Here is a 21,504-nt window from a genome sequence, read left to right on the forward strand (position 1 = left end):
ATATGACAGTTATTGAAAAGAATTTTTATATTAATATTCCCAAGAAATTAACACCGGAAGAACAAAAAATGATGATGGAGCTAGAAGTTGATGCATTTCCTGGTACGGGTGCCGTTGATGAACAGACACTTGTGCCGTTAGCTCGATATGGAAAACTTATTTTATATAAACAACCGAGTGATGATCGCCCTGTGGCAGTTTGCGAGTGTATGAGAGATTATAATTATCCTAATAAAGCCTATATCTTTGGCTACTATGTTCGTTCCGATTATAAAGGCAAGGGAGTCGGAAAAATGTTCTTGCAGGAAGTAAGTTCTATTCTAAAAAATGACGGGATTGCTGTAGTTTGCCTAACGGTTAGTGTAAAAAACCTTCCTGCCGTAAAGCTATATGAAAGAGAAGGATTTGAAATTAAAGAAACAAGATACTCTGAATTTGGAATAGGGGAAGATCGCTATTATATGGAGAAAGTACTTTAGCTCCGGTATGGAAAAGTTAAAAGTGCTGCAGTCTGGTATCAGGCTGCAGCATTTACTATTTAAGAAAAGTCCGCTTCAAGACAGTTTTTAGTATTCTAGGGTGCATGAGTGTTGTCATTGAATGAATAAGGTTCATTACTTTAAATAACGAGTTATAAACATGTTGATCCTGCGATGATATAAGAAAGATATTTTTTGCGTACCATTGTTGGATGAAGAGTCCTAACGGCTTTTTTCCCGTTGTTTCTGGATAACGAAAATCCTCAATAATAACCATGTTCCAGATAGGAGAAATGATTTTCGCTGCCTTTTTATGAAACGTAGTTGTGATTTTTTTAATAGAATGGTCACTCTTCTGGAAAAGTCGTTGCAGTGCAAGAGCTTCTAAAACTGCAATACTCATGCCTTGTCCAAAAACAGGGTCAATTCTACAAATCGTATCACCAATCAGTAAAAGTCCATCTGGTAGATTAACCTTTTGAAATTGCCTCCAAGTAATTTGTGGTACCCGGTAAATGGAGGTACCAGTTAAGGGGGGTGCATCCTTAATTTCTTGATAGATGTCTAGTTTTGGCAATTTTTTTGCTAGCTCTAGAAAGCTTTTATCGTTAAGAAGTGCTTCTTTTTCATTTATTACATTATGGTACCCATTAATTGTAACAAGGTACCGATTTCCCTCTACCTTTGAGATGGTTCCTCCCATTTTCTCGACAGGCGGGTTTGGGTATACAATCTTTATCGCCCAGTCTCTGTCTTCATTTTTAGCAAGTTGAAAGGTTTTACTAATATAACTTAAGCCTATTTTGGCCTTTTTATCGGGTATATGTATTTCTCGTTTTTCAAGCCACTTCGATGTAATACTGCTGGCTCCACTTGCATCTACTACTAAGTCTGCTAAAATGTTTTCTGCATGACCACTCCCATCTACAACTTCAACACCAGCAATTATATTTTCTGTTTCCTTACAAATATAGTCGCGCACCACTTGGTTATACTGTACTGTTACATTAGGAATACTCTTAATATATTGATCTATATGCCATTCTAGGTGCGGACGTGTTTGAAGAATTGTGGAGAACTCCCCATCAAATCGGAGCTTCCAAACACCATGATGAAACCATGCAAGATCTTTAGTCGAATTTATTTTTATCGCACCACTGGAGTAAAATTTTTCAGTAATACCAGGAAATAGAGACTCGAGTCCAGCTTCACCAGCATGTAGTAGAGCGTGTATATGCTCTCCTTGAGGAGCACCTTTTCTTGGGAAAGGTCCCTCTGGTTCTTGATCACGTTCTATGATGAGTACCTCTTGGAAAAAATCAGACAATACACGTGCTGCTAATTTTCCAGATATCCCTCCACCAATTATTACTGCTTTTTCCTTGCGAAACAAAGGATGAACACCTCACATATCTATTTCATCTTACTAAAGATAGCATACTTATTGTCACAAGGGATATATTGTTAACTCGAGTCAGTTATTAAAACATTAAGTCAGTCATTTAAATATAAAAACAGTATAATAGAATTACATTTTACATTTTTGGAGTTGAGTTATTTGAGTCGTTTATTTGCTAAATGGTATGACTTTTTTATGAACCCACTAGAGAAAAAGAAGTTTAAACGGATTCGAAACGAACTTATTTCAAAGGCTAGAGGAAATGTCTTGGAATTAGGAGCAGGAACAGGAATTAATTTTCCATTATATAAGGACGTAGATAAGGTAACTGCTATCGAGCCAAGTCCGTATATGGTCAAACGTTCAGCAATGAAAATGATGCAGGCAGTTGTTCCTATTGAAATAGTCCAGGAAAGTGCAGAGGAATTGCCATTTGCAGATAATACTTTTGATACTGTTGTAGCAACGCTTGTCTTTTGTACGATTCCCAATCCAGAGAAAGCTCTGTTAGAACTGCAGCGAGTCTGCAAACCAGATGGGAGTATACTACTATTTGAACATGTGAAAATGAAAAATCAGTATTTAGGTGCTCTCCAGGAATGGTTAACTCCAGCCTGGAAAAAAGTCTGTGATGGCTGTTGTTTAAATCGGAATACCCTGGAGTTATTACAAGCGCAGGGTATTGTAATAAAAAAAATTGAATCATTTTATAGTGATTTATTTATATCTGTAGAGGCTTTCAATAAGAAATAGCAAGTGTCCAAATTAAGAGGTAGGCACATTTATTGAATATTCATTTTTTTCTTTCTATAATCGTAGTGTTACATAATATGATTTTATACAAAGGTGTGAGCAGATTATGAAATTAGTAGCGATTGTAGGAAGTTTGCGGAAAAGCTCATATAATAAGCAATTAGCAGCCACTATTAAGGAGCGAAACGGTCAAACATTTGATTTAGAAATTTTGGACGTTGGTTTGCTTCCACATTTTGATCAGGATATTGAAAATAATCCTCCTGAATCTGTAAGCAATTTTAAGAGGAAGGTAAAAGAGGCGGACGGGGTAATCATCATTACTCCAGAATACAATTGGTCTATTCCAGGCGTATTAAAAAATGCATTAGATTGGCTATCCCGAGTTGATAAGGTGCTAATTGGAAAACCAGTAATGACAGCGGGGGCTGCTACTGGACTTATGGGTACACTTCGTGCACAGCTCCATTTGCGTCAAATCTTGACTGCTTTACAGGTAAAACTTTTGTCGCCAGTTGGCAACGAGATTCTAATTAATCAAGCATCTGCAAAGTTTGATGAAGAAACAGGAAAGTTAGTAGATGAAGCAACACTTTCATTTCTTGATGTTGTCATTGAACGATTTGTCAATTTTATAAATGAATAAAGGACAGTACCTGCCCAAAGATTTTCAATTTTAAAAAGAGATGGGTAGTCATAGGTTCCACTCATACTATAATATATTGTAGTAAAAGTGAGGTGGAACCTATGTATTTTTTAAAATTAATTTCTGATGAGGTTACACCTAGCCAATTGACCTTCCATAAGCAATCAAAAACAAGACAGTTTGTTTTTGGTGCACTATTCGCCAGTTTGGCAGCTGTTCTCCAAGCAGCGGGCGGTCTTTTACCTGGAGTGGGATATTTTATAAGTCCATTTGCAACAGCACCCATCCTACTCTGCGCCATGCTTTCATTTCCACTTGGAGTTTTGTCCTATATTCTAACAAATCTATTATTACTCATCCTTCAAACAAGTGAATTAATGGTATTTCCTTTCACAACTGGCTTGTTAGGGCTTAGTGTCGGGGCTGCTTTTCATTTTTTTAAGATGAGACTGACCATCATTATAACTGGTGCTATTGTCCTAACGTTAGGAATTCTTAGCCTTTTATATGTTTTTCATTTCCCCGTTCTTGGTCCAATTGTATCTAAATCTTTTTCATTTTTTATAACAAGTGGTATTTTCTTATTTTCCTTCCTTTATAATTGGATTTGGGTAGAAGTTGGCTTATTTTGTTTTAAACGACTTAAGAAAACTAAAGCCTGGTAACCTTACATGACAATATCGATTAAGACAATTCCCTCTAAAGACTGTAATTCTTCTTTGAGTATCGTCTCAAATTCAATGAGGTTACTTGCTCTTCTTCCTTTTATTCCAAAGCTTTCTGCTAATTGGACAAAGTCTGGATTCTTGAAGGTTACTCCATAACTTTTTCCAAACATTTTTTCCATCTGTTGCACCTCAAGTTTTAACATCGAGTCATTTAAAACAATGATGATAAAGGAGAGACCAAGGCGTTTAGCCGTCTCAATTTCTGCAAAATTCATAAGCACACCACCATCGCCGGTAATACAGATTACGGGATCAGATGGACAAGCAAGTTTGGCTCCTATTGAACCTGGTAATGCAATTCCCATTGAAGCAAGACCGTTTGAGATGATACATCTATTTGGCTTTTTAGGTTGATAGGTACGAGCAATTGAAACTTTATGAGACCCGACATCTGAAATTACAATCGTGTTAACCAAAGTATGTCTTTCAATGATATGAAGAACATTTTCAATGGTTAAAGGCTCGGTAATAGGATTTTCAGGTTTATTACTTATTTGGTATGCTTTTTTAATTTCTTCCTTAAGATTGCCAGAAGGCACCCATGATTTAGCTGGAATTTCCATTTGATTCAGTAACTGAAGAGTTTTCTGTATATTTCCGACCAATTCACAATCTACTGGATAAAATTCATTTATTTCAGCAGGGAGGCTGTCGATATGTAAAACGGGAAGTTTGTTAGCATTCCAATCCTTGGGCAGCTTTTCTACAAAGTCAAAACCTATTACAATTAGGAGGTCAGCTTCATTAATGCCTTGTAAAACCTTATCGTTTTCTTTAAATCCAAATGTAAAAAAATTTAGTGGGTTTTCTTTATCTAACGCACCTTTTGCCATAAAGCTGTGAGAAACTGGGGATTGAAGGGTATTGATAAACGTTTGTAGCTCTGAGATTGCGTTTTGCCTAATTACTCCGTTGCCGATAATAATAAAGGGTTTTCTATGTTTTTGAATATAAGTTTTAGCTGATTTGATTGCTTCTAAAAAAGGGATACTTTCAGGTAGAGGCGTCACCGGCAAGGGAGTATTGTGAATCATTTGGGGAGAAAAGTTCTCAGGCAATATAATAGCTACCGAACCCGGTTTCTCCATTTTTGCGATTCTGAAAGCTTTCCGAATAACGACAGGTACAGACACAGCTTCCTTAATTTGAGTGCTCCACTTGGTTGTGGGCTCTACTATTTTTACTATATCTAAATATTGATGAGATTCATTATGATGACGTTCCACTCCAGCTTGTCCAATTAATGCCACCATAGGTGAATGATCAAGCTGTGCGCTAGCAATACCCGTCAATAAATTTGTAGCCCCTGGGCCCAATGTCGCTAAACAAACACCCACTTTTTTTGACAGTCGGCCATATACATCCGCCATAAATGCAGCACCTTGTTCGTGCCTGACATTTATGAACTTAATTTGTTTTGATTTTGATAACGAATCAGCTAGATCAAGCGATTCCTTACCAACGATGCCAAATACATATTCCACACCTTCATTTTCTAAGCAATGTACGAGTACGTCCGTTACTTTCATAGTTCCTCCTTTAAAACCTTTATTTCAATTGTTTGGCTTCGTTCCAGAAAATAAATATGAGCCATAATAATCCTAGTTTTAGCCAATTCCTAATAAATCATTAGTTAGGTACCTAATCTACTTTAATGAATCCGCATAGTTTACATTTTTTAAAAAAAGTAGGACATTTTACCTCTATTTTCAATATCTATATGTTAAAATTAGAAAATCAAAAGGAGGGAATAGGAGTTTTGTTATATAATATTGTATTATTTATACATATTTTAGGGGCTGTTATCATGTTTGTAGCCGTTGCTTTTACCTTATTGGCTATGATTTCGATGCTTTATTCTACAAAAACGGAAGGATTGCGAAATTGGGCTGCCTTAGCGGTTAAGTTGGATGGCTTACTTCCATTCAGCGTGATTTTGATTTTAGTCCCAGGTCTATACTTGGTATTTACTTCGTGGGGATGGGGGAATGCATGGGTAGACATTTCGTTAGCTTTGTTGCTTATTATGACATTTATGGGGCCAATAATTAATTTGCGCAAGTTAAAGTCAATTCTAAATGGTGCCATAGTTGAGACGGAGTTAATCCCGTCAGCGGGATTGTTGGAAAAAGTGAGAGATCGAATTCTATGGAATTCTGTTTTGATAATGACGATGCTAACGATCTCAATTCTGTTTTTAATGACAGTAAAATTAACTATGATTGGTTCTATTGTTACAATTGTAGTTGCAATTATTTTAGGGCTTCTTGCAGCTAACATCCTCATAAGTCGAGCAACAAAAACGTTTTCATCAACTAATCCCAATATGATTTCAATGAAATAAAAAAAGCTGAAGTCATTCAAAAAGAGGCCGACTCAGTCAGCCTCTTTTTATCTTTTAAAAATCAAAATTGTCCGGATTTGCTCCAAATCGCTTGTTCTCGTTAAGTGCATTAATTTTCTCCATGTCACTTTCATTTAACGTAAAGTCAAAAATATTAGCATTTTCAATAATTCTGCTTTCTTTTATTGACTTTGGAATGGTTACAATTCTATTTTGTAGATCCCAGCGCAAGATAACTTGCGCGATTGATTTATGGTGAGCTGAAGCAATTTCCTGTAATACAGGGTGATCAAGTAGACGTCCTTGTCCTAGAGGAGCCCAAGCCTCAATTTGTATCTCATGCTTCGTGCAAAATTCTCGCAATTCTGGCTGTGCTAATAGGGGATGTAATTCCACCTGATTGACCATTGGTTTGATCTCAGCAACAGACATTAAATCTTCAAGATGGTGGATATTAAAATTGCTGACACCAATCGCTCTCACACGGCCCTCTTTATATAATGTTTCTAGAACCTTCCAAGTTTCTTTATACTTTTCCTTTACAGGCCAGTGAACCAGATATAAATCAACATAATCAAGACCAAGTTTACTTAAGCTTGTTTCAAATGCTTCAAGGACGGTATCATTCCGCTGATCTGAATTCCACACTTTAGTAGTTATAAACAACTCTTCCCGTGGAATACCTGCCTCTTTAATGGCTTGTCCTACACTTTCTTCATTATCATAAAGTGCAGCAGTATCAATGTTTTTGTAGCCTGCCTTTAGAGCATGTTTTACTGCATGAAGTGCTTCTTCTCCTTGGCGGACTTTATAAACACCAAGTCCAAACCATGGCATTTTAACTCCATTATGTAATGTGGTTGTATCGTGTAAGCTTTTCATATCTGTTGCCTCCTTGTAATTATTAAAAATAAGTATAGTATTTACTAAAGTTGAAAATCAATGAAATGGGTTTAATGGAAAATCGATCCATGTAAAATAGGACCTTGAATAATGGGATACATATATCCTGCTCAAGGGTCCTATGTGATATTTGCTTAATAATCGGTTACTTCAAAACCTCTTTCAAGAAAAGCTTCGATGACTTCACTAATCTGAAAAGAAGCTTGTGGTAAGTCATAGTTTTCAAAGGCATGTTCACAACTAGATTTATAGGACATAATTTCATCATAATGGCTCATATGACGATTGATATCGGCTATATTATCTTGGCGTTCTTTTTGTCTTTCAACAACTGTATCTCGATCTGCATAAATGAAGAAACGCATGACTCGGTCTCCATATAACTTCTTCAATTTTTCTGTACCTTCAGGATTTAAAGTTAAATAAACAAGATTATGATTCTCGAATGCCTTTACAATGTCCTGTTCACAAATACCATAATAGAATCCATCTATTTCTACACTTTCTAGAAACTCATGGTTTTCTTGCATTTTTTTGAAATCTTCTTCATTTATAAAATGGTAGTCTTCACCATTTTGCTCATAATGACGGGGAGGACGAGTAGTGTAGGAGAGCACAGTTTCCATATCAAACGCAGTTGCCACCATTTTGGCGATGGTTTTTCTTCCAGAGCCATCTGGTCCAGTGTAAATAAATATTTTTTCTTTTTCTTTAATCTTGTACATAGCAAACCTCCTGCAATGAAATATAGATCTCATAAAAAAGAACATAGGGGGAACAAGAGCAAATAAGTATTTTCCCTACTTGATTTTTGGGGATACTAATAGTATAACAGATTCTTAAATAAAAATCTGACTTTTCTGCTTTTGGGACCAGTTAGTGAAGAGGTAGCTTGGCAAAATGGATTGTTCAGTTCAATATAAGACTATAAATGTTACAAAGCTGTGAACGAACAAGTGTTTTTAAGTGATTATTATTAACACGAATATAGCAGGTTTTGTCATACTTATCATAAAATAAAGAATATACAATACCGATGTAGTGAAAAATGTGCATTTGTTAAGGAAGAGAAAACAAAACTAGAACTGAGGTGGATGGGTATGTGGCCTTTTGATAGCAAGAAAAAGAAGTTTGTAAGGGATGAAAGGCCATATTATTATTCCCTTAAACAGACCACTGAAGGAATTGAGTTTCAAGAAATGGTTAATAAATTGAAAGAATTGTTATCTCACACCTCCAATCCCTTCATTATTTTGTGTGTGGGTTCCGATCGCTCAACAGGAGACTCACTCGGGCCACTTGTGGGTACGATGTTAAAAGATAGAAAAATTCCTTATCCTGTTTATGGAACATTAGAAGAACCAGTGCATGCATTAAATATAAAGAAAATAATGAAGGATATTTTTCAAACTCATCATGAGCCATTTATATTGGGTATTGATGCCTGTTTGGGTGATGAAAGGCAAATAGGATACATCTTGCTAAAAGAAGGTCCGTTTATACCGGGAATGGCTTTAAACAAATCATTACCTAATGTTGGGGATTATCATTTGAAAGCAATAGTTAATTACCTGGACCCGCTATCACCCGCCCAATCACTTAATAATACAAGGTTGTTTGTCGTTATGAGACTAGCTGAAATGATGACAAAGATGATTACGGATGCTGTCTTTGATGAATCTAGTGTGCCTAATTAAGCTATACTTAGGGCAAATGCAAGAAATTTAATCGTGGAAAATTCATCCATAGAAGTTGATGTTTACAAATAGATTACGATATAATTGGTACAATGTATACGGAGAAAGAAGGAGAAAAAGTGGGGAATAATTGGGTAGAGGAAGACCTAATATCTTTGCGCGAAAGGGTCTATATACACATAAAAGACTTGATTTTAGAAGGTGAATTTAAAACAGGAGATCGTTTAGTGGAGCGTGAACTGGCTGAACGGTTGAATATAAGTAGAACACCTATTCGTGAAGCGCTATTTAGATTAGAATCACAAGGGTTTGTAAAAACAGTTCCTAGGAAAGGTGTAATCGTTGCAGATATTTCTGAGAAGGAAATTATAGAAGTATTTACAATTCTTTCGTCCCTTGAAGTATTGGCAGCAAAATTAGCAGCTCAAAAGTTAGATGATGATACGAAAAGTAAATTTATTGAATACAGTAGAAAGATTGAAGACTGTCTCAAGGATGAAAATGACCCGGATTTCTCTCATCTACATGGTGAATTGAATCATCTCCTTTACAGCTCTGCTAAAAATAACAAGTTATATGAAATGCTGAGTGGATTGTCTGATTATATTAGGGCATTTGCAAAAACGGGATATAAAAATCCAGGCCGCCCAAAACAGTCTATGGAAGAACATTTAAGAATTATGGAAGCCATTGTAAATCAAGAAGTGGAGATGGCTGAATATTTAACCAAAATTCATATCGAAAATTCACGTAAAGCGTATATTGAAGCTGTTAATTTAGGAAAGAAAAACAAATAAAAAGTGAAACTTCATCACCGGATGGAGTTTCACTTTTTTGTTTTTTATACCCCAATGACAAGAGAAGAGGTAAGATTTTTTAAAACCTTTGCTACACTCATTGAAACAATGGGGCTAGATTTTGGGTTTTGAATATAGGGATTGTTTTGCACCGAAATTTCCACCTGACCAAAATAGCCTTTTGCTAGGATTGTATGTGTGTTTTTATTGATTGTTGGGTCTACATACACTTGAACTTTGGTTTCCTCAAACCCTATCCCAGCAAGACTTAATGCAGCGGAGACATTTACATTTTCTGGAAATAATTTAGCGGCGTCTCTAGCATTGCCATCAAAAATGCAATAGGGCTCCTGAATTGTTTCAAGATTTACTTTTTCCTCTGCTATTGTTCCATACCAACTTTTTGGTGGTTTCCTCGTAATTAGTCTTATTTCATCAATCTCACCTAAAATACCTGCAGCTATTCGGTCTAAGCCAGCAATAGCCGCAGAGGGGATTATCAGTTGTTTGTTTTGGGTAGTGGCTGTTTTCATCAATGACTCATAGAAGTCAATATTTGCAAGGGCACCGACGGAAAGTATAACTAGGTTACTCCCTGATGTAAGGGCTTTTTCACCGTAAAGCTGGAGGGCGTGATGGCCAGCCGCTTCAATAATGATATCTAAATTTTCTTTGAAAAAAACTTCTTCCTCCGTTGTAACAGTACAATGTACGGGGGGAGTATCAGTATGGGTTAATGGGGTTCTAACTAAAATGGCTTGAAGTTTTACATTTCCTGCCTGTCCGGAAGCAATTAATTCGCTAATACTTCTACCAAGTGTGCCAAAACCTATAATACCAGCTCTAAGCATATTTATTCTCCTCTTGTCTAAATTTTAACAAACTATAAATTTTTTAAACAATGAATCTTTATACGGTCGCATTTTGTATACCGTATACCAATAATTTTCTTTATTCTATCGAAAACATGTCTTGAAATCAAGGTTTAAATTATGAATATATATAAACTTCTAAATTTTCAAAATTGTTTTGCAAAATAAAAAGAATAATGTTATATTTATTTCAACCTTACAGTTAACAAGGTCTACATAGTGTAAAAAGGAGGGGAGAGTGGCCATTTTCCTGGGATCATACTACCAAAACATCTTTTACTATTAGTTTGTTGGTGGAAAGAATTCTTTAGGATGGTATGAATGATTGGTTATAAGTTATTTCATACAAAGTAGAATGAAATAGGGTATTATGTATTTTTCTTTATAAAACCATGGTATACAATCCACAAAATACAAAATATTTCTTTTGTAGTATCTCTAAATAATGAAAATAGCACTTGTTAAGCTCTAAGGTGACAAAAGATTTATAAAGTATAAAGTAGAGGAAAACACCAAGAGTAAAGAAGCATTATTAAACTAATTCCTCTCCTGCACTCCTTTCCATGAAATTATGGAAGACTTTCGTATTGTTTTAAATTATTTAAGATAACGGAGGGGAACTATGGAATTAACTGCAGCTCATTGGATTTATTTAATTGTAACTTTAGCTGTCATCGTCACCATGCTTTTTAGAAAAGGTGTTGTTTTACCTATTATCATTGGAACCTTTTTAGTGGCAGTCGTCTATAAAGGTAGTTTAATAGCTGGCTTTCAAGCAGTATTTAACGCGAACCTTGTAGCTGCTAAGGAACTATTTAGTATTTTCCTCATTATATCTATTATGATTGGTCTTCTTAACTCTTTAAAAGATATCGGCGCGGATAAAAAAATGGTTGTTCCTATACAAAAAATTATGGTGAATGGACATGTTTCTTATTTAGTGCTAATGGTTACTACGTATGTGATTTCACTCTTTTTCTGGCCAACCCCTGCTGTACCGCTCATTTGTGCTCTGCTAGTACCGGCTGCAGTAAGTGCAGGTCTACAACCAATGACGGCAGCAATGGTTATTGTTATTGCAGGTCAAGGTATGGCACTTTCTTCCGATTATATTATGCAGGTTGCACCTATGCTAAGTGCGAAGGCAGCAGGAATTGATAAAGCTGCAGTTGCAGATAAGGGATTAATCCTCTCAGTTATTACAGGGGTTAGTGCACTAACAATGGTGTATTTACAGCAGCGCAAAACGATTACAAAAAAATCTACATCAGAAACAGGAATTGGATTTAATCAAGGTGAAAAGGCATTTTTCGAGGTAGCAGATGAGCTTGCCGCTACAGCAGTAGATAGTGAAGAGATTCTCAAAAGAAAACAAACATGGGGCAAAGTATTTTCGATTATTGTTCCTCTATCTATGTTAGCTGTAATGGTATTTATGTTCCAGACCAAATTAGGTGGCGGATCCGGATTTGAAGGTACAGATGGAGCTGCATTTATAGGTGGTGTCGCAACCATTCTGTTACTATTAGCTACAATTGCATTTAACAGATTGCATTCTCTCGATAAAATAAGCGACCATATTACAGAAGGTTTTGTCTTTGCTTTTAAGGCAATGGCTCCCGTAATTCCGATTGCAGGGTTCTTCTTTATGGGTAGCAGTGATTTTACACCGGCGATTCTGTCGTTAGGGGAAGATGCCGCAAAGCCTGCTTTTTTATTTGATATGATTCAAGCTGGCCAAGATTTTATCCCGCATAACCCGTTTTTTGCAGGACTTGGTATCTTGATCGTAGGATTAGTTACTGGATTAGATGGCTCTGGATTCTCGGGGCTTCCTTTAACAGGAGCTTTATCTGGAGCGTTAGCTAGTGGTAGCGGACTAGATGCTTCTACTATGGCAGCTATTGGACAAATGGGTGCTATCTGGGGAGGTGGGGGCACAATTATTGCTTGGTCATCATTAGTAGCAGTAGCCGGCTTCCTACAAATCTCACCAATAGAGCTTGCCAGAAAGAACTTTATTCCAGTTATGACAGGTCTTATTCTTGCTACAATAATAGCGGTAATCATTTGGTAAAATAAATAATAAACCAGTATCTATAAATAGGGGGCTATCCTAAATGTCAGTAATACTGATTAATAGGAGGCCCTTATTTTCATGAAGGAAGATGCAGTAGTTATTTTAGTGGGACGGTTTTCATAGGATGATAGAAAAAAGAGGAGGTACAAAATGAATCGAAAAAAAGTCGGTTTAGTAGGACTTGGTAAGTTAGGCACTGCCATGCTAACTCATTGGCATCAACAAAGAATTTCAATAGGTCTCTACCACCCTAATCGAACGAAAGCAGAACAATGTGTTCAGCATTATCAAACTAGCTATCTTTTGAAGGAAGAAGATTTATCGGAATTAGATGTGTTAATCCTAGCCCTTCCTGCGATGGAGGTAATCCCATTCATATCAAGATTAAACATCCAAAGTAAGACGCAACATTTACCCTATATCATTAATATGGCTACAAACCTCTCTACGTTTGATATTAGGAACATGTATTCAACATTAAATGTGCATGGAATAAAATATATGGGGCATGCGAGAGATTTGTTAAAACATGGAAATGGCTTGTTTATTTCAGAAACCGTTTTACCCCCCATTGTAGAAGAATATTTTAATTTTCTTGGAAAGATAGTAGTGGACAGTGAAGATTGCTTAACGCAAGTAAATAAAATAGCAACTTTTTACGCACTTAAAACTGCAATAGATTTAGAAAATGAATTTGCAAAAAAGGGGCTACCAACAGAGTATCTACAAAGAGCATTAACATCCCTTGCTCCTGAAGTGATCCGTTCGTATGGTGAGGGGAGTCTTGGACATTTTGCCAAAGAAATTGTGAAAGAAATAAAAGAAGAGAATGAGAAGAATACGTAAAAAAAGGTGTCATTTGACTGACACCTTTTTTTGATGCTCTTACCCGAAGAACAATTGTAACACAATTAAATACAACATAACGCATGCAATATAAAGCCCAGTGAAGGATAAATTCCAATTGGACACTTTGTAGGAACTCTCCTTTACAATGTTTGACATGAGGCCTAACGTCGCGTTATATGGTCCAACAAGAAAGGATGAAACTGCTCCTGCTAACATAGCTACAGTTAATATATGAGGAGATATCCCAATGACTGTTGGATTTAAGCCTTCTAGCATTAATGCAAGAGAAACAGCAGGATGAAGTCCTAGGAAAGCAAAAACCAAAGGGATCAAGGGCAGTAAAAGTAAAAAGATTTCCACACCTGCAAAACTAATAAAATGATTGACTATCGCGTCCAACCAGACATTGGTATGTGAAACGTTGATAGTTGAAATAAAAAAACCTGCTGATAGATATATAAAGAATTGGTCCTTCATACTTACAGAAAAGGATTGAAAATGCTTAATTAAGTGTGAACAAAACTCTTTACCCTTTTTTAAGAATAAAGACCAAGTAAGAGCAAAAGGAATGACCATCAAGGATATTAGAATTAAAAACGGATAAGGAAACTTAGTTTCTACTAATGAAATAACAACATTAAAAATAATAATCGCTAGAAAAATTTGAATGACTCTACCAGAACGAGGGGGCTGACTAGACTCTATCGTAGCAGCAGTCTCATGGATGGCCGTGTTTTTTTGATTAGGGGCCATAATTTTTGCTTTACGAGAACCAATATACCAGTCCATCCCTATACCAAAGATACTTAAGGGAACAACATAAGGCAAAATTGATACCCAGCTTACGTCCGTCATTGTAATGACAATACCGACAATAGGGGTAACAGGGGCCCACAGTAAAGGCATTGCGAATCCACGCGTAATGGCTCTGCTCATGAAGCGTTCTTTATTTTTTACTGGAATGATATCTAATGCAGGTCTTATTGAATAGTAAGTCATTGGTAAGGTGGCAAGATTCATAAAGATACTAAAAAAATAGGAAATTCCTGATGTAATCATATAAAGTTGTCCAGAGGTTTTCACTTTCTTTTGAATAATCGTTTGTATACCTCCGCTGTATCCTCCTAATTTAATCGGTATTCCTAAAATTGGAATCAATGTGAACATAGTTAGCAAGTCCAGCATTGGACCGAAGGAAAGGATATAGTGCTGCCAAGAGGCTCCGCTTGACCACAATAATACAGAACCGAGTATCAAAAATGTACTTCCCAATAGTTGGACAAATCGTTTCGCTTGAAATAATGTCCATAGGACTATAACAAGACTTAAACAGGAAATTACTGGGCCAATATGGAACATAGGCAATAGAACATTGAATAAATACAATAATATAACAGAAAACAGCATAAATCTCAGCATATTTTCACCCTAACTTTTTAAAATTGTATACCAAGTGTGTTTTTTAAGTGGGTATTTGTCACGTTTTTGCCATATTTTAAATTATTTTTTTGGTATTTGGTATACAAAAATGTTGTTTTATTTTTAATCACATAATACAATTACAGTATCAAATAAATAATGTTACAGGGGGACTTAATATGTTTAACTTTCTATTTGGATCTAAAAAAGCTGCGGAGAAAGCTGAGAAGAAATTAGCATCACTTAAAAAAACATTAAAGTTCTAAAAACTTCTATTACAAATCGTCACATTATGTGGCGGTTTTTTCATTTATTATGAACAATATATAAAAAAAAGGAGAGACACCGCTTTTCTCTCCGGATTTTTCATATAAAGAAGTTCTTTTATGGCTATTTTGTTAAATGGCTACTTCATCTGATTTTACTAGCTTAGAATTTACAGAATCTTCACTGTTACCAGATGCTTTAACAATCTCGCTTAATTCTTCTCGAGCGGCTTCAATCGTATCAAATCGTTCAAAAAACTTTACAGCTATATGATTTACGTATTCTTTTCCTTCATAGTTTTCAAATAGTTGAATTTTCATATTCTCATCAAGTACTTTTGCAATTGTGTATTTCGCCTTTAACTTATCAAAGAAATAGAAATGATAGGTTTCAACTGGCTCTAAACCATCATTGTCGAGAATGGTTTGAAACGTTTCCTTATTCGTTAGTACAATATATTTCCCCATAAAAAACACCCCTTAAGTAAGTATTAATCCATTTGTAACTAAGTATAATGATTAAAAAAATGTTTTTACCACCCCTTTGTGGAACATTGTATACCAAAGTGCTTGTGTATATTTTATCTTAAACAGATAAATTGTTCAAGTTATATTCTAAATATTTAAATAATTGATAAAATTACAAAATCCAGTTTGCTTCTCTCACAAAAAGATTGTATACTTCAGAAAAGGTTTCGAAATTTTTAGAATAAATGGAAAGGGGAAATCTTATGCCTAAAGTAATTCTTCATGTAGATGGGACAACAATTGAACAAGAAGTAAAAGATAATGCCAATTTAGTGGTGCTAGCGGGAACACGCCAATTGCCAAAATTAAAATATGGATGTGGTATGGGACGATGTACCAAATGTACGTGTATTGTTATAAGCGGAGCAGAGTCATTAGCACCACCAAATTGGAAAGAAGAAAAAATGCTAGGTGAAAAAGTAAATGAGGGATACCGTCTAACATGTCAATTAACGATTCAACAAGATATTGAAATCTCTCAAGAAAATATTGCGATCCAAGCTCCAAAGAAAAAATCAGCATCCCAAGCATAATTTGCTTTTTTTTAAAGAAATAATGGTATACAAAATACAATCTATATAGGTAGGTGAATGATTGTTGAATAGTTATGATCTTACAGCCATGACATGGAAGGAAGTAGAAGAATCACTAAAGACTATTAAGTTTGCTATTATTCCAATTGGGGCACATGAACAGCATGGACCACATATGGTAGAAAGCTGTGATGCAGTTTTAGCAGAAAGAATGGCGAAGAAACTAGGTGAGCGAATGTTTCCTTATGCGCTAGTTACTCCTACAATTAATATGGGTGTTTCACCACATCATTTGAATTTTCCGGGAACCATATCGTTGCAGCCAACGACGTTAATAGCCATCTTGAAGGATGTCATTTCATCTTTAAAGCATCATGGTGTGAAAAAGTTTTTATTATTAAATTCTCACGGCGGAAACCAATCGACGCTTAATGTTGCTTCAATGATAATAACACAAGAATTGAATGTTGAAGTTTATTATGCCAAAACAACAGCTTCTGCAAAAGAGGCAATTAAAGAGCATGTGACATCCACACTATTTGGCCATAGTTGCGAAAGAGAAGTATCAGAAGCACTCTATTTAGCACCAGAACTTGTCCGTCCGGAACAATTAGAGAAAGGTGATATTCATGAAGGAGGAAGATGGAAGCAACTTAGACCTGGTAAAGCAATTCAAGGGTTTTATTTCTACGAAGAAATGACCAATAATGGTTGTATTGGCGATGGAACAAAAGCAAGCTGGGATATAGGACGCCAGATTGTGGAAGAGGCATTAGATCAACTTACAATAGAACTTTATAAATTAATCGATATTAAAGTAGATGTGCGAACGTAAATATAAATAATCTTTAAAAAATTCTAAAAATTATATTTACAAATAAACAACTTCTTGATAGTATTAAATCAAGGTATACCAAATGGATAGTTTCATAGATTAAAAGGCTGTTGGACAGTGAATAAATCAACAATCTTTTTATTTTTAAACTAATATGGTATACAAAATATCAAATACCAAGAAGAAACTTGGGTACCTACATAAAAAAGAGGAGGAGTTTCAGTTGACAGAATTATTATCAAAAGATGAATTTCGCAAGGAATTAGAAGATGCTATTAAAGGAAATCATAGCCAGAAGGCTCCATTTACAGTAGCTTGGGCCGAGGGAAGACTTGAAAGAAAACATTTTGCTAGATGGGCTGAAAATCATTACCATTATGTAGGACCGTTTGCAGATTACTTAGCCTATATTTATCACAATACTCCAAGCGATCCAAAATTCGAAGCGGCAAAAGACTTCACATTACAAAATATGTATGAAGAAGAAATTGCAGCAGATCGCCATACAGATTTATTAATTCGTTTTGCTGAAGCATGTGGTACAACAAGAGAACGCATTATCGATCCAGCCAATATGGCGCCAACTACTTTAGGGTTGCAAAGCTGGTGCTACGCGGTTGCCGCGAGGGAAAATTTCGTTGTAGCAACAGCAGCATTAGTTGTAGGGTTAGAATCTCAAGTTCCTGATATCTATAGAAAGCAGACTCCAGCATTACGTGAACAATATGGATTTACGGATGAAGAAATTGAGTTCTTCGACTTACACATCGTTTCTGATGAGATCCATGGTGAGCGTGGATACAAAATTGTTTTAGATCATGCAGATACTCCTGAATTGCAGCAACGCTGCCTAGAAGTTGTCCGGACTGGAGCAAAAATGCGCCGTATGTACATGGATGGGCTTTGGAGAGAGTATTTAGAACAAGATTTAGGAGCATTAGTAGAAGCGAAATAATAATCGTATATAACGGATTTAACTGAATCACTCTGAATCCGTCCCTATTTGACAGGCCGTCATTATAATCTTGTAGTTTAAAGGTTTAATTGACGGCCATTTTTATAAAATAACCCTTGTTTTATAGGATTAAATTAATTATGAAAAAGGTGATCGTAGTGCTTACAACAAAAGTAGCAACCTTCAATAATTATGTAAATGGAGAATGGAAAGAATCAGTAGGCAATAAAACGTTTAATAGTGTGAACCCAGCCAATAATGAAGATATTGTCGGTAGATTCCAAGCATCAAACGAACAAGATGTTCAATTAGCAATTGAATCTGCCCAAAAGGCATTTCCCGGCTGGTCTCAAACCGCACCATCAAAACGGGCGTCCATCTTAAATCAAGCGGCAAGCATTTTAGAACAAAATGTTCAAGCCCTTGCTGAAGAGTTAACTAGAGAAGAAGGTAAGCACGTCGATGATGCGAAGAATGAAGTGATACGTTCCGCGCAAACTCTTCGGTATTATGCAGTAGAAGGTCAAAGCTTTACAGGGGAAACCTATCCAAATGATGACTCAAATATGAAAGTTTCAACCGAAAGAGAACCGCTTGGAGTGGTGAGTGTAATTACTCCTTGGAATTTTCCACTTTCTATTCCTGCTAGAAAAATTGCTCCTGCTTTAATCACAGGAAATACGGTAGTATTTAAACCTTCTTCTGATACTCCACTGATTGCCTTACGTTTAGTCGAAGCTTTAGATAAGGCTGGTATTCCTAAGGGTGTAATTAACTTTGTAACAGGAAAAGCATCTGACGTGGGTGACTTGTTGGTGACTCATCCAGCTGTCCGTGCAGTTACTTTTACAGGTTCAACAGCTGCTGGGGAAGATATTCATAAAAAGGCAGGATTTACGACGCGTACACAAATGGAGCTTGGAGGGAAAAATCCATTAATTGTCATGGATGATGCCGACCTCAATTTAGCAGCTACGTTGGTTGTTAACGGAGGATTTTCCTTGACGGGGCAAGCATGTACAGGAACGAGCAGGGTCATTGTTTTAAGAGATGTTAAAGATGAATTTGTTCAAAAACTTGTAGAAAAAACAAGTGCCCTTAAAATAGGACATGGTTTCGAGCCTGGTGTTAAAATTGGGCCGCTTGCTAATGAAAAGCAATTGAAAAATGTCTTGAAATATGTGGAATATGGAAAACAAGATGGAGCGACATTGGAATACGGTGGTGACCATTTAACTTTTGGTGAATACCAAAAGGGATACTATGTGAAACCAGCAATTTTTACAAATGTTAACTCCAATTCCAGAATTGCGAAGGAAGAGATCTTTGGTCCGGTTGTGGCTGTGATAGAAGTAGATACATATGAAGAAGCTATCGCCATTGCTAATGATGTCGAGTATGGCTTGTCTGCCTCGATCGTGACGAATAATCTAAGAATTGCAAACCAATTTACAAAGGATATACAAGCAGGGACAGTAAAGGTGAATCGCACGACAACCGGAAATTTAATGAATGCACCTTTTGGAGGTCTAAAAAAATCAAGTACGTCCACCTTCCGGGAGTCAGGAAGAGTTGGTTTAGAATTCTTTACTCAATTAAAAACTGTCTATATGGGCTTTTAAATAATTATTATTGTGAGGAGATCATACATGAAATCAGTTCTAAAATTAGAATTAGAAGAAGCTAAAGTAATGATTGAGGCAGCGAAAAAGAGGTCAGAAGAAATCAATGTCCTCGAAACAATTGCTATTTGTGATGACGGGGGGAATCTACTTGCTCTTGAACGAATGAATGGAGCACGAATTACAGGACCAGAAATTGCAATTGCTAAAGCCTACACTGCTGCAGGACATAAACGCTCCACTCATTTATTTAACAAAGAACCTAATGGCCCTGCACTACCAGGAAATGAAGCATTTGGAATTCAAATGATGCTCCCTGGAAAATTCGCTATTTTTGTAGGTGGGTTTCCTATTGTTGTAAATGGAGAAGTAGTAGGTGGAATTGGTGTAAGTGGTGGAAACGGTGAGCAAGATACGGCTGTAGGAACGGCTGCATTACAAGCCTTACAAAGCTATGTAGCTAGTGCTGGACTCGAGGTAATCACGTCGGCGGATATAAAAAAATAATAGTATTAGGACCTCATTCAGGGGATGTGTGATGTCTGAATGGGGTCTTCAAACTACTACTCTCTATTTAATGAAATGAATAGGTATAAAAAGGGGGAGAGTAAACTGAAAGCCTATCTGGAGTTAGCAATTGGATTTGCCCGCACTGGTGTTACCGGTTACGGAGGCGGCCCCTCGACCATACCGTTAATTGAGTTTGAGGCTGTCAAAAAGTATAAATGGATGACAGAAGAAGAGTTTGTTGAGATTTTAGCCTTAGCCAATACCATGCCAGGCCCGATCGCCACTAAAATGGCGGCGTATATCGGATATAAAGTTAAAGGAGCTGTTGGGGCAGTAGTAGCCATCCTAACTCACATTCTCCCTTCTATTATTGCAATGATCGCTTTATTAAGTGTTCTTTATTCTTACAAGGAATCGCCAATTGTCAGCGGAATGGTCCAAGGAGTTACTCCTGTTATCGGCTTTATGTTAGTCGAGATGGCATATCGATTTTTCCAAAATGGTCGTAAAGGGTTAGGGTTACAAAAAATGGCTACTCTTTCAGTAGTATCTTTGGTTTTTGTTCAGTTCCTTGGGTTACATCCTGGAATCTTAATAGCTATTTTTCTAATGGTTGCTTACTTGATAGCTGATCGAAAAGAAAAAGCTGCTGCAGGCACCACTGAGGTACTTATTCAGAGAAAGGAAAAAAGCTCATGATTTATTGGCACATCTTTTGGTCTTTTTTTATTGCTAATTTACTAGGTTACGGAGGGGGGCCTGCGACCATTCCTCTAATTCAAAATGAAGTGGTTAATCATTACCATTGGATGACCTTATCAGAGTTTGGCGATGTTTTAGCAATAGCGAATGCCTTGCCTGGTCCAATTGCAACGAAGATGGGGGGATATATTGGTTTTCAGTTAGGAGGATTTTTTGGGGCCATTATTGCACTGATTGCTACCATACTACCTTCTGCAATTGCTGTCATCTTATTATTTAAATTTGTAAATCTATTTAAAGGATCTCCAAAGGTAACCTTAATGACAAGAGCAGTACAGCCTATAATTGCCATCTTACTTGCCATTATGGCTTATCAGTTCTTTTTAACAGCATTTGAAAATAGTGGGATTTTCCATTTACTCTTCTTGGCTGGGGTCAGTTATTTTGCTTTAATGAGATTCAAAATTCATCCCTCTTTATTAATTCTTTGTGCACTAATATATGGCGGAGTATTTCTCTCGTAAGTTAGCCTTTTTAAAAAACTATGGCTTATTAAAGAACAGTTTAATTTTTACACCCTGTTGATT

At 36.3% G+C, this 21,504-nt stretch carries 22 protein-coding genes and 1 pseudogene; 16 read left to right on the forward strand and 7 right to left on the reverse strand.

What is annotated here, in order from left to right:
- Positions 1–2 precede the first annotated feature (2 nt).
- Positions 3–479, forward strand: coding sequence for a GNAT family N-acetyltransferase (locus ABES03_RS20390; protein ID WP_430120104.1), 477 nt, complete (start codon positions 3–5; stop codon positions 477–479).
- A gap of 55 nt (positions 480–534) precedes the next feature.
- Here ABES03_RS20390 and ABES03_RS20395 read toward each other — a convergent pair whose 3' ends face one another.
- Positions 535–1,872 (reverse strand): NAD(P)/FAD-dependent oxidoreductase, encoded by a 1,338-nt coding sequence (locus tag ABES03_RS20395; protein WP_430120106.1) that lies wholly within the window; start codon positions 1,870–1,872, stop codon positions 535–537.
- A 165-nt stretch (positions 1,873–2,037) separates the two neighbouring features.
- On the opposite strand from ABES03_RS20395, the gene ABES03_RS20400 reads away from it, so the two are divergent.
- The 3 genes from ABES03_RS20400 (at position 2,038) to ABES03_RS20410 (ending at position 3,942) form a co-directional block, all read left to right on the forward strand.
- Complete coding sequence (locus ABES03_RS20400; protein ID WP_430120108.1) at positions 2,038–2,631, forward strand: class I SAM-dependent methyltransferase; 594 nt, start codon at positions 2,038–2,040, stop codon at positions 2,629–2,631.
- Between the two features lie 106 nt (positions 2,632–2,737).
- On the forward strand, positions 2,738–3,277 hold the full coding sequence (locus ABES03_RS20405; RefSeq protein WP_430120110.1) for an NADPH-dependent FMN reductase: 540 nt from the start codon (positions 2,738–2,740) through the stop codon (positions 3,275–3,277).
- A gap of 101 nt (positions 3,278–3,378) precedes the next feature.
- A complete protein-coding gene (locus ABES03_RS20410) occupies positions 3,379–3,942 on the forward strand; it encodes a hypothetical protein (RefSeq protein WP_430120112.1) in 564 nt (187 codons plus the stop codon).
- A 2-nt stretch (positions 3,943–3,944) separates the two neighbouring features.
- On the opposite strand, the gene ABES03_RS20415 is transcribed toward ABES03_RS20410, so the two are convergent.
- The gene (locus tag ABES03_RS20415; RefSeq protein WP_430120114.1) at positions 3,945–5,534 is read right to left on the reverse strand and encodes an acetolactate synthase large subunit; all 1,590 of its coding nucleotides are present in this window, start codon (positions 5,532–5,534) and stop codon (positions 3,945–3,947) included.
- Positions 5,535–5,764: 230 nt separating this feature from the next.
- On the opposite strand from ABES03_RS20415, the gene ABES03_RS20420 reads away from it, so the two are divergent.
- Positions 5,765–6,349: a hypothetical protein gene (locus ABES03_RS20420; RefSeq protein WP_430120116.1), complete on the forward strand. Its 585-nt coding sequence runs from the start codon at positions 5,765–5,767 to the stop codon at positions 6,347–6,349.
- Positions 6,350–6,403: 54 nt separating this feature from the next.
- Here ABES03_RS20420 and ABES03_RS20425 read toward each other — a convergent pair whose 3' ends face one another.
- Both ABES03_RS20425 and ABES03_RS20430 read right to left on the reverse strand, forming a co-directional pair.
- Positions 6,404–7,231: an aldo/keto reductase gene (locus tag ABES03_RS20425; RefSeq protein WP_430120118.1), complete on the reverse strand. Its 828-nt coding sequence runs from the start codon at positions 7,229–7,231 to the stop codon at positions 6,404–6,406.
- A 155-nt stretch (positions 7,232–7,386) separates the two neighbouring features.
- Positions 7,387–7,977: a guanylate kinase gene (locus ABES03_RS20430; RefSeq protein WP_430120120.1), complete on the reverse strand. Its 591-nt coding sequence runs from the start codon at positions 7,975–7,977 to the stop codon at positions 7,387–7,389.
- Between the two features lie 375 nt (positions 7,978–8,352).
- On the opposite strand from ABES03_RS20430, the gene yyaC reads away from it, so the two are divergent.
- Positions 8,353–8,949 (forward strand): spore protease YyaC, encoded by a 597-nt coding sequence (gene yyaC / locus ABES03_RS20435; protein ID WP_430120122.1) that lies wholly within the window; start codon positions 8,353–8,355, stop codon positions 8,947–8,949.
- Between the two features lie 119 nt (positions 8,950–9,068).
- Positions 9,069–9,746 carry a GntR family transcriptional regulator gene (locus tag ABES03_RS20440; protein WP_430120124.1) on the forward strand — a complete coding sequence of 226 codons (678 nt, stop codon included), beginning with the start codon at positions 9,069–9,071 and terminating at the stop codon, positions 9,744–9,746.
- Positions 9,747–9,790: 44 nt separating this feature from the next.
- Here the strand turns inward: ABES03_RS20440 and ABES03_RS20445 are convergent, their stop codons facing one another.
- Complete coding sequence (locus tag ABES03_RS20445) at positions 9,791–10,597, reverse strand: aspartate dehydrogenase (RefSeq protein WP_430120126.1); 807 nt, start codon at positions 10,595–10,597, stop codon at positions 9,791–9,793.
- A 643-nt stretch (positions 10,598–11,240) separates the two neighbouring features.
- Between ABES03_RS20445 and ABES03_RS20450 the strand changes: the two genes are divergently transcribed.
- The gene (locus tag ABES03_RS20450) at positions 11,241–12,695 is read left to right on the forward strand and encodes a hypothetical protein (protein ID WP_430120128.1); all 1,455 of its coding nucleotides are present in this window, start codon (positions 11,241–11,243) and stop codon (positions 12,693–12,695) included.
- A gap of 147 nt (positions 12,696–12,842) precedes the next feature.
- Positions 12,843–13,544, forward strand: a pseudogene (locus tag ABES03_RS20455) (NAD(P)-binding domain-containing protein); the annotation flags it as partial.
- 39 nt (positions 13,545–13,583) lie between these two features.
- On the opposite strand, the gene ABES03_RS20460 reads toward ABES03_RS20455, so the two are convergent.
- Complete coding sequence (locus ABES03_RS20460) at positions 13,584–14,966, reverse strand: hypothetical protein (RefSeq protein ID WP_430120130.1); 1,383 nt, start codon at positions 14,964–14,966, stop codon at positions 13,584–13,586.
- 398 nt (positions 14,967–15,364) lie between these two features.
- The gene (locus ABES03_RS20465) at positions 15,365–15,700 is read right to left on the reverse strand and encodes a hypothetical protein (protein ID WP_430120132.1); all 336 of its coding nucleotides are present in this window, start codon (positions 15,698–15,700) and stop codon (positions 15,365–15,367) included.
- Between the two features lie 263 nt (positions 15,701–15,963).
- Between ABES03_RS20465 and ABES03_RS20470 the strand changes: the two genes are divergently transcribed.
- The 7 genes from ABES03_RS20470 (at position 15,964) to ABES03_RS20500 (ending at position 21,441) form a co-directional block, all read left to right on the forward strand.
- The gene (locus tag ABES03_RS20470) at positions 15,964–16,293 is read left to right on the forward strand and encodes a 2Fe-2S iron-sulfur cluster-binding protein (RefSeq protein WP_430120134.1); all 330 of its coding nucleotides are present in this window, start codon (positions 15,964–15,966) and stop codon (positions 16,291–16,293) included.
- Between the two features lie 64 nt (positions 16,294–16,357).
- Positions 16,358–17,128 (forward strand): creatininase family protein, encoded by a 771-nt coding sequence (locus ABES03_RS20475; RefSeq protein WP_430120136.1) that lies wholly within the window; start codon positions 16,358–16,360, stop codon positions 17,126–17,128.
- 223 nt (positions 17,129–17,351) lie between these two features.
- Positions 17,352–18,083: a TenA family transcriptional regulator gene (locus tag ABES03_RS20480; protein ID WP_430120138.1), complete on the forward strand. Its 732-nt coding sequence runs from the start codon at positions 17,352–17,354 to the stop codon at positions 18,081–18,083.
- Between the two features lie 140 nt (positions 18,084–18,223).
- Positions 18,224–19,705 (forward strand): aldehyde dehydrogenase family protein, encoded by a 1,482-nt coding sequence (locus tag ABES03_RS20485; RefSeq protein ID WP_430120140.1) that lies wholly within the window; start codon positions 18,224–18,226, stop codon positions 19,703–19,705.
- Positions 19,706–19,732: 27 nt separating this feature from the next.
- The gene (locus tag ABES03_RS20490) at positions 19,733–20,212 is read left to right on the forward strand and encodes a GlcG/HbpS family heme-binding protein (protein WP_430120142.1); all 480 of its coding nucleotides are present in this window, start codon (positions 19,733–19,735) and stop codon (positions 20,210–20,212) included.
- Between the two features lie 39 nt (positions 20,213–20,251).
- Entirely contained in the window at positions 20,252–20,914 is a 663-nt protein-coding gene (locus ABES03_RS20495) for a chromate transporter (RefSeq protein ID WP_430120144.1), read from the forward strand.
- Positions 20,911–21,441, forward strand: coding sequence for a chromate transporter (locus ABES03_RS20500; protein ID WP_430120146.1), 531 nt, complete (start codon positions 20,911–20,913; stop codon positions 21,439–21,441). Before ABES03_RS20495 ends, ABES03_RS20500 begins: the two co-directional genes overlap by 4 nt.
- The last annotated feature ends 63 nt before the right edge of the window (positions 21,442–21,504 follow it).

The organism is Neobacillus rhizosphaerae (genome assembly GCF_050477885.1).
GTDB classification, from domain to species: Bacteria; Bacillota; Bacilli; order Bacillales; family Cytobacillaceae; genus Neobacillus; species Neobacillus rhizosphaerae_A.

Coding starts and splice junctions, on each gene's coding strand:
- ABES03_RS20390 (WP_430120104.1), top strand. CDS start 3: ATGACAGTTATTGAAAAGAATTTTTATATTAATATTCCCAAGAAATTA.
- ABES03_RS20405 (WP_430120110.1), top strand. CDS start 2,738: ATGAAATTAGTAGCGATTGTAGGAAGTTTGCGGAAAAGCTCATATAAT.
- ABES03_RS20410 (WP_430120112.1), top strand. CDS start 3,379: ATGTATTTTTTAAAATTAATTTCTGATGAGGTTACACCTAGCCAATTG.
- ABES03_RS20415 (WP_430120114.1), bottom strand. CDS start 5,534: ATGAAAGTAACGGACGTACTCGTACATTGCTTAGAAAATGAAGGTGTG.
- ABES03_RS20425 (WP_430120118.1), bottom strand. CDS start 7,231: ATGAAAAGCTTACACGATACAACCACATTACATAATGGAGTTAAAATG.
- ABES03_RS20430 (WP_430120120.1), bottom strand. CDS start 7,977: ATGTACAAGATTAAAGAAAAAGAAAAAATATTTATTTACACTGGACCA.
- yyaC (WP_430120122.1), top strand. CDS start 8,353: ATGTGGCCTTTTGATAGCAAGAAAAAGAAGTTTGTAAGGGATGAAAGG.
- ABES03_RS20445 (WP_430120126.1), bottom strand. CDS start 10,597: ATGCTTAGAGCTGGTATTATAGGTTTTGGCACACTTGGTAGAAGTATT.
- ABES03_RS20450 (WP_430120128.1), top strand. CDS start 11,241: ATGGAATTAACTGCAGCTCATTGGATTTATTTAATTGTAACTTTAGCT.
- ABES03_RS20460 (WP_430120130.1), bottom strand. CDS start 14,966: ATGCTGAGATTTATGCTGTTTTCTGTTATATTATTGTATTTATTCAAT.
- ABES03_RS20465 (WP_430120132.1), bottom strand. CDS start 15,700: ATGGGGAAATATATTGTACTAACGAATAAGGAAACGTTTCAAACCATT.
- ABES03_RS20470 (WP_430120134.1), top strand. CDS start 15,964: ATGCCTAAAGTAATTCTTCATGTAGATGGGACAACAATTGAACAAGAA.
- ABES03_RS20485 (WP_430120140.1), top strand. CDS start 18,224: ATGAAAAAGGTGATCGTAGTGCTTACAACAAAAGTAGCAACCTTCAAT.
- ABES03_RS20490 (WP_430120142.1), top strand. CDS start 19,733: ATGAAATCAGTTCTAAAATTAGAATTAGAAGAAGCTAAAGTAATGATT.
- ABES03_RS20495 (WP_430120144.1), top strand. CDS start 20,252: ATGGGGTCTTCAAACTACTACTCTCTATTTAATGAAATGAATAGGTAT.
- ABES03_RS20500 (WP_430120146.1), top strand. CDS start 20,911: ATGATTTATTGGCACATCTTTTGGTCTTTTTTTATTGCTAATTTACTA.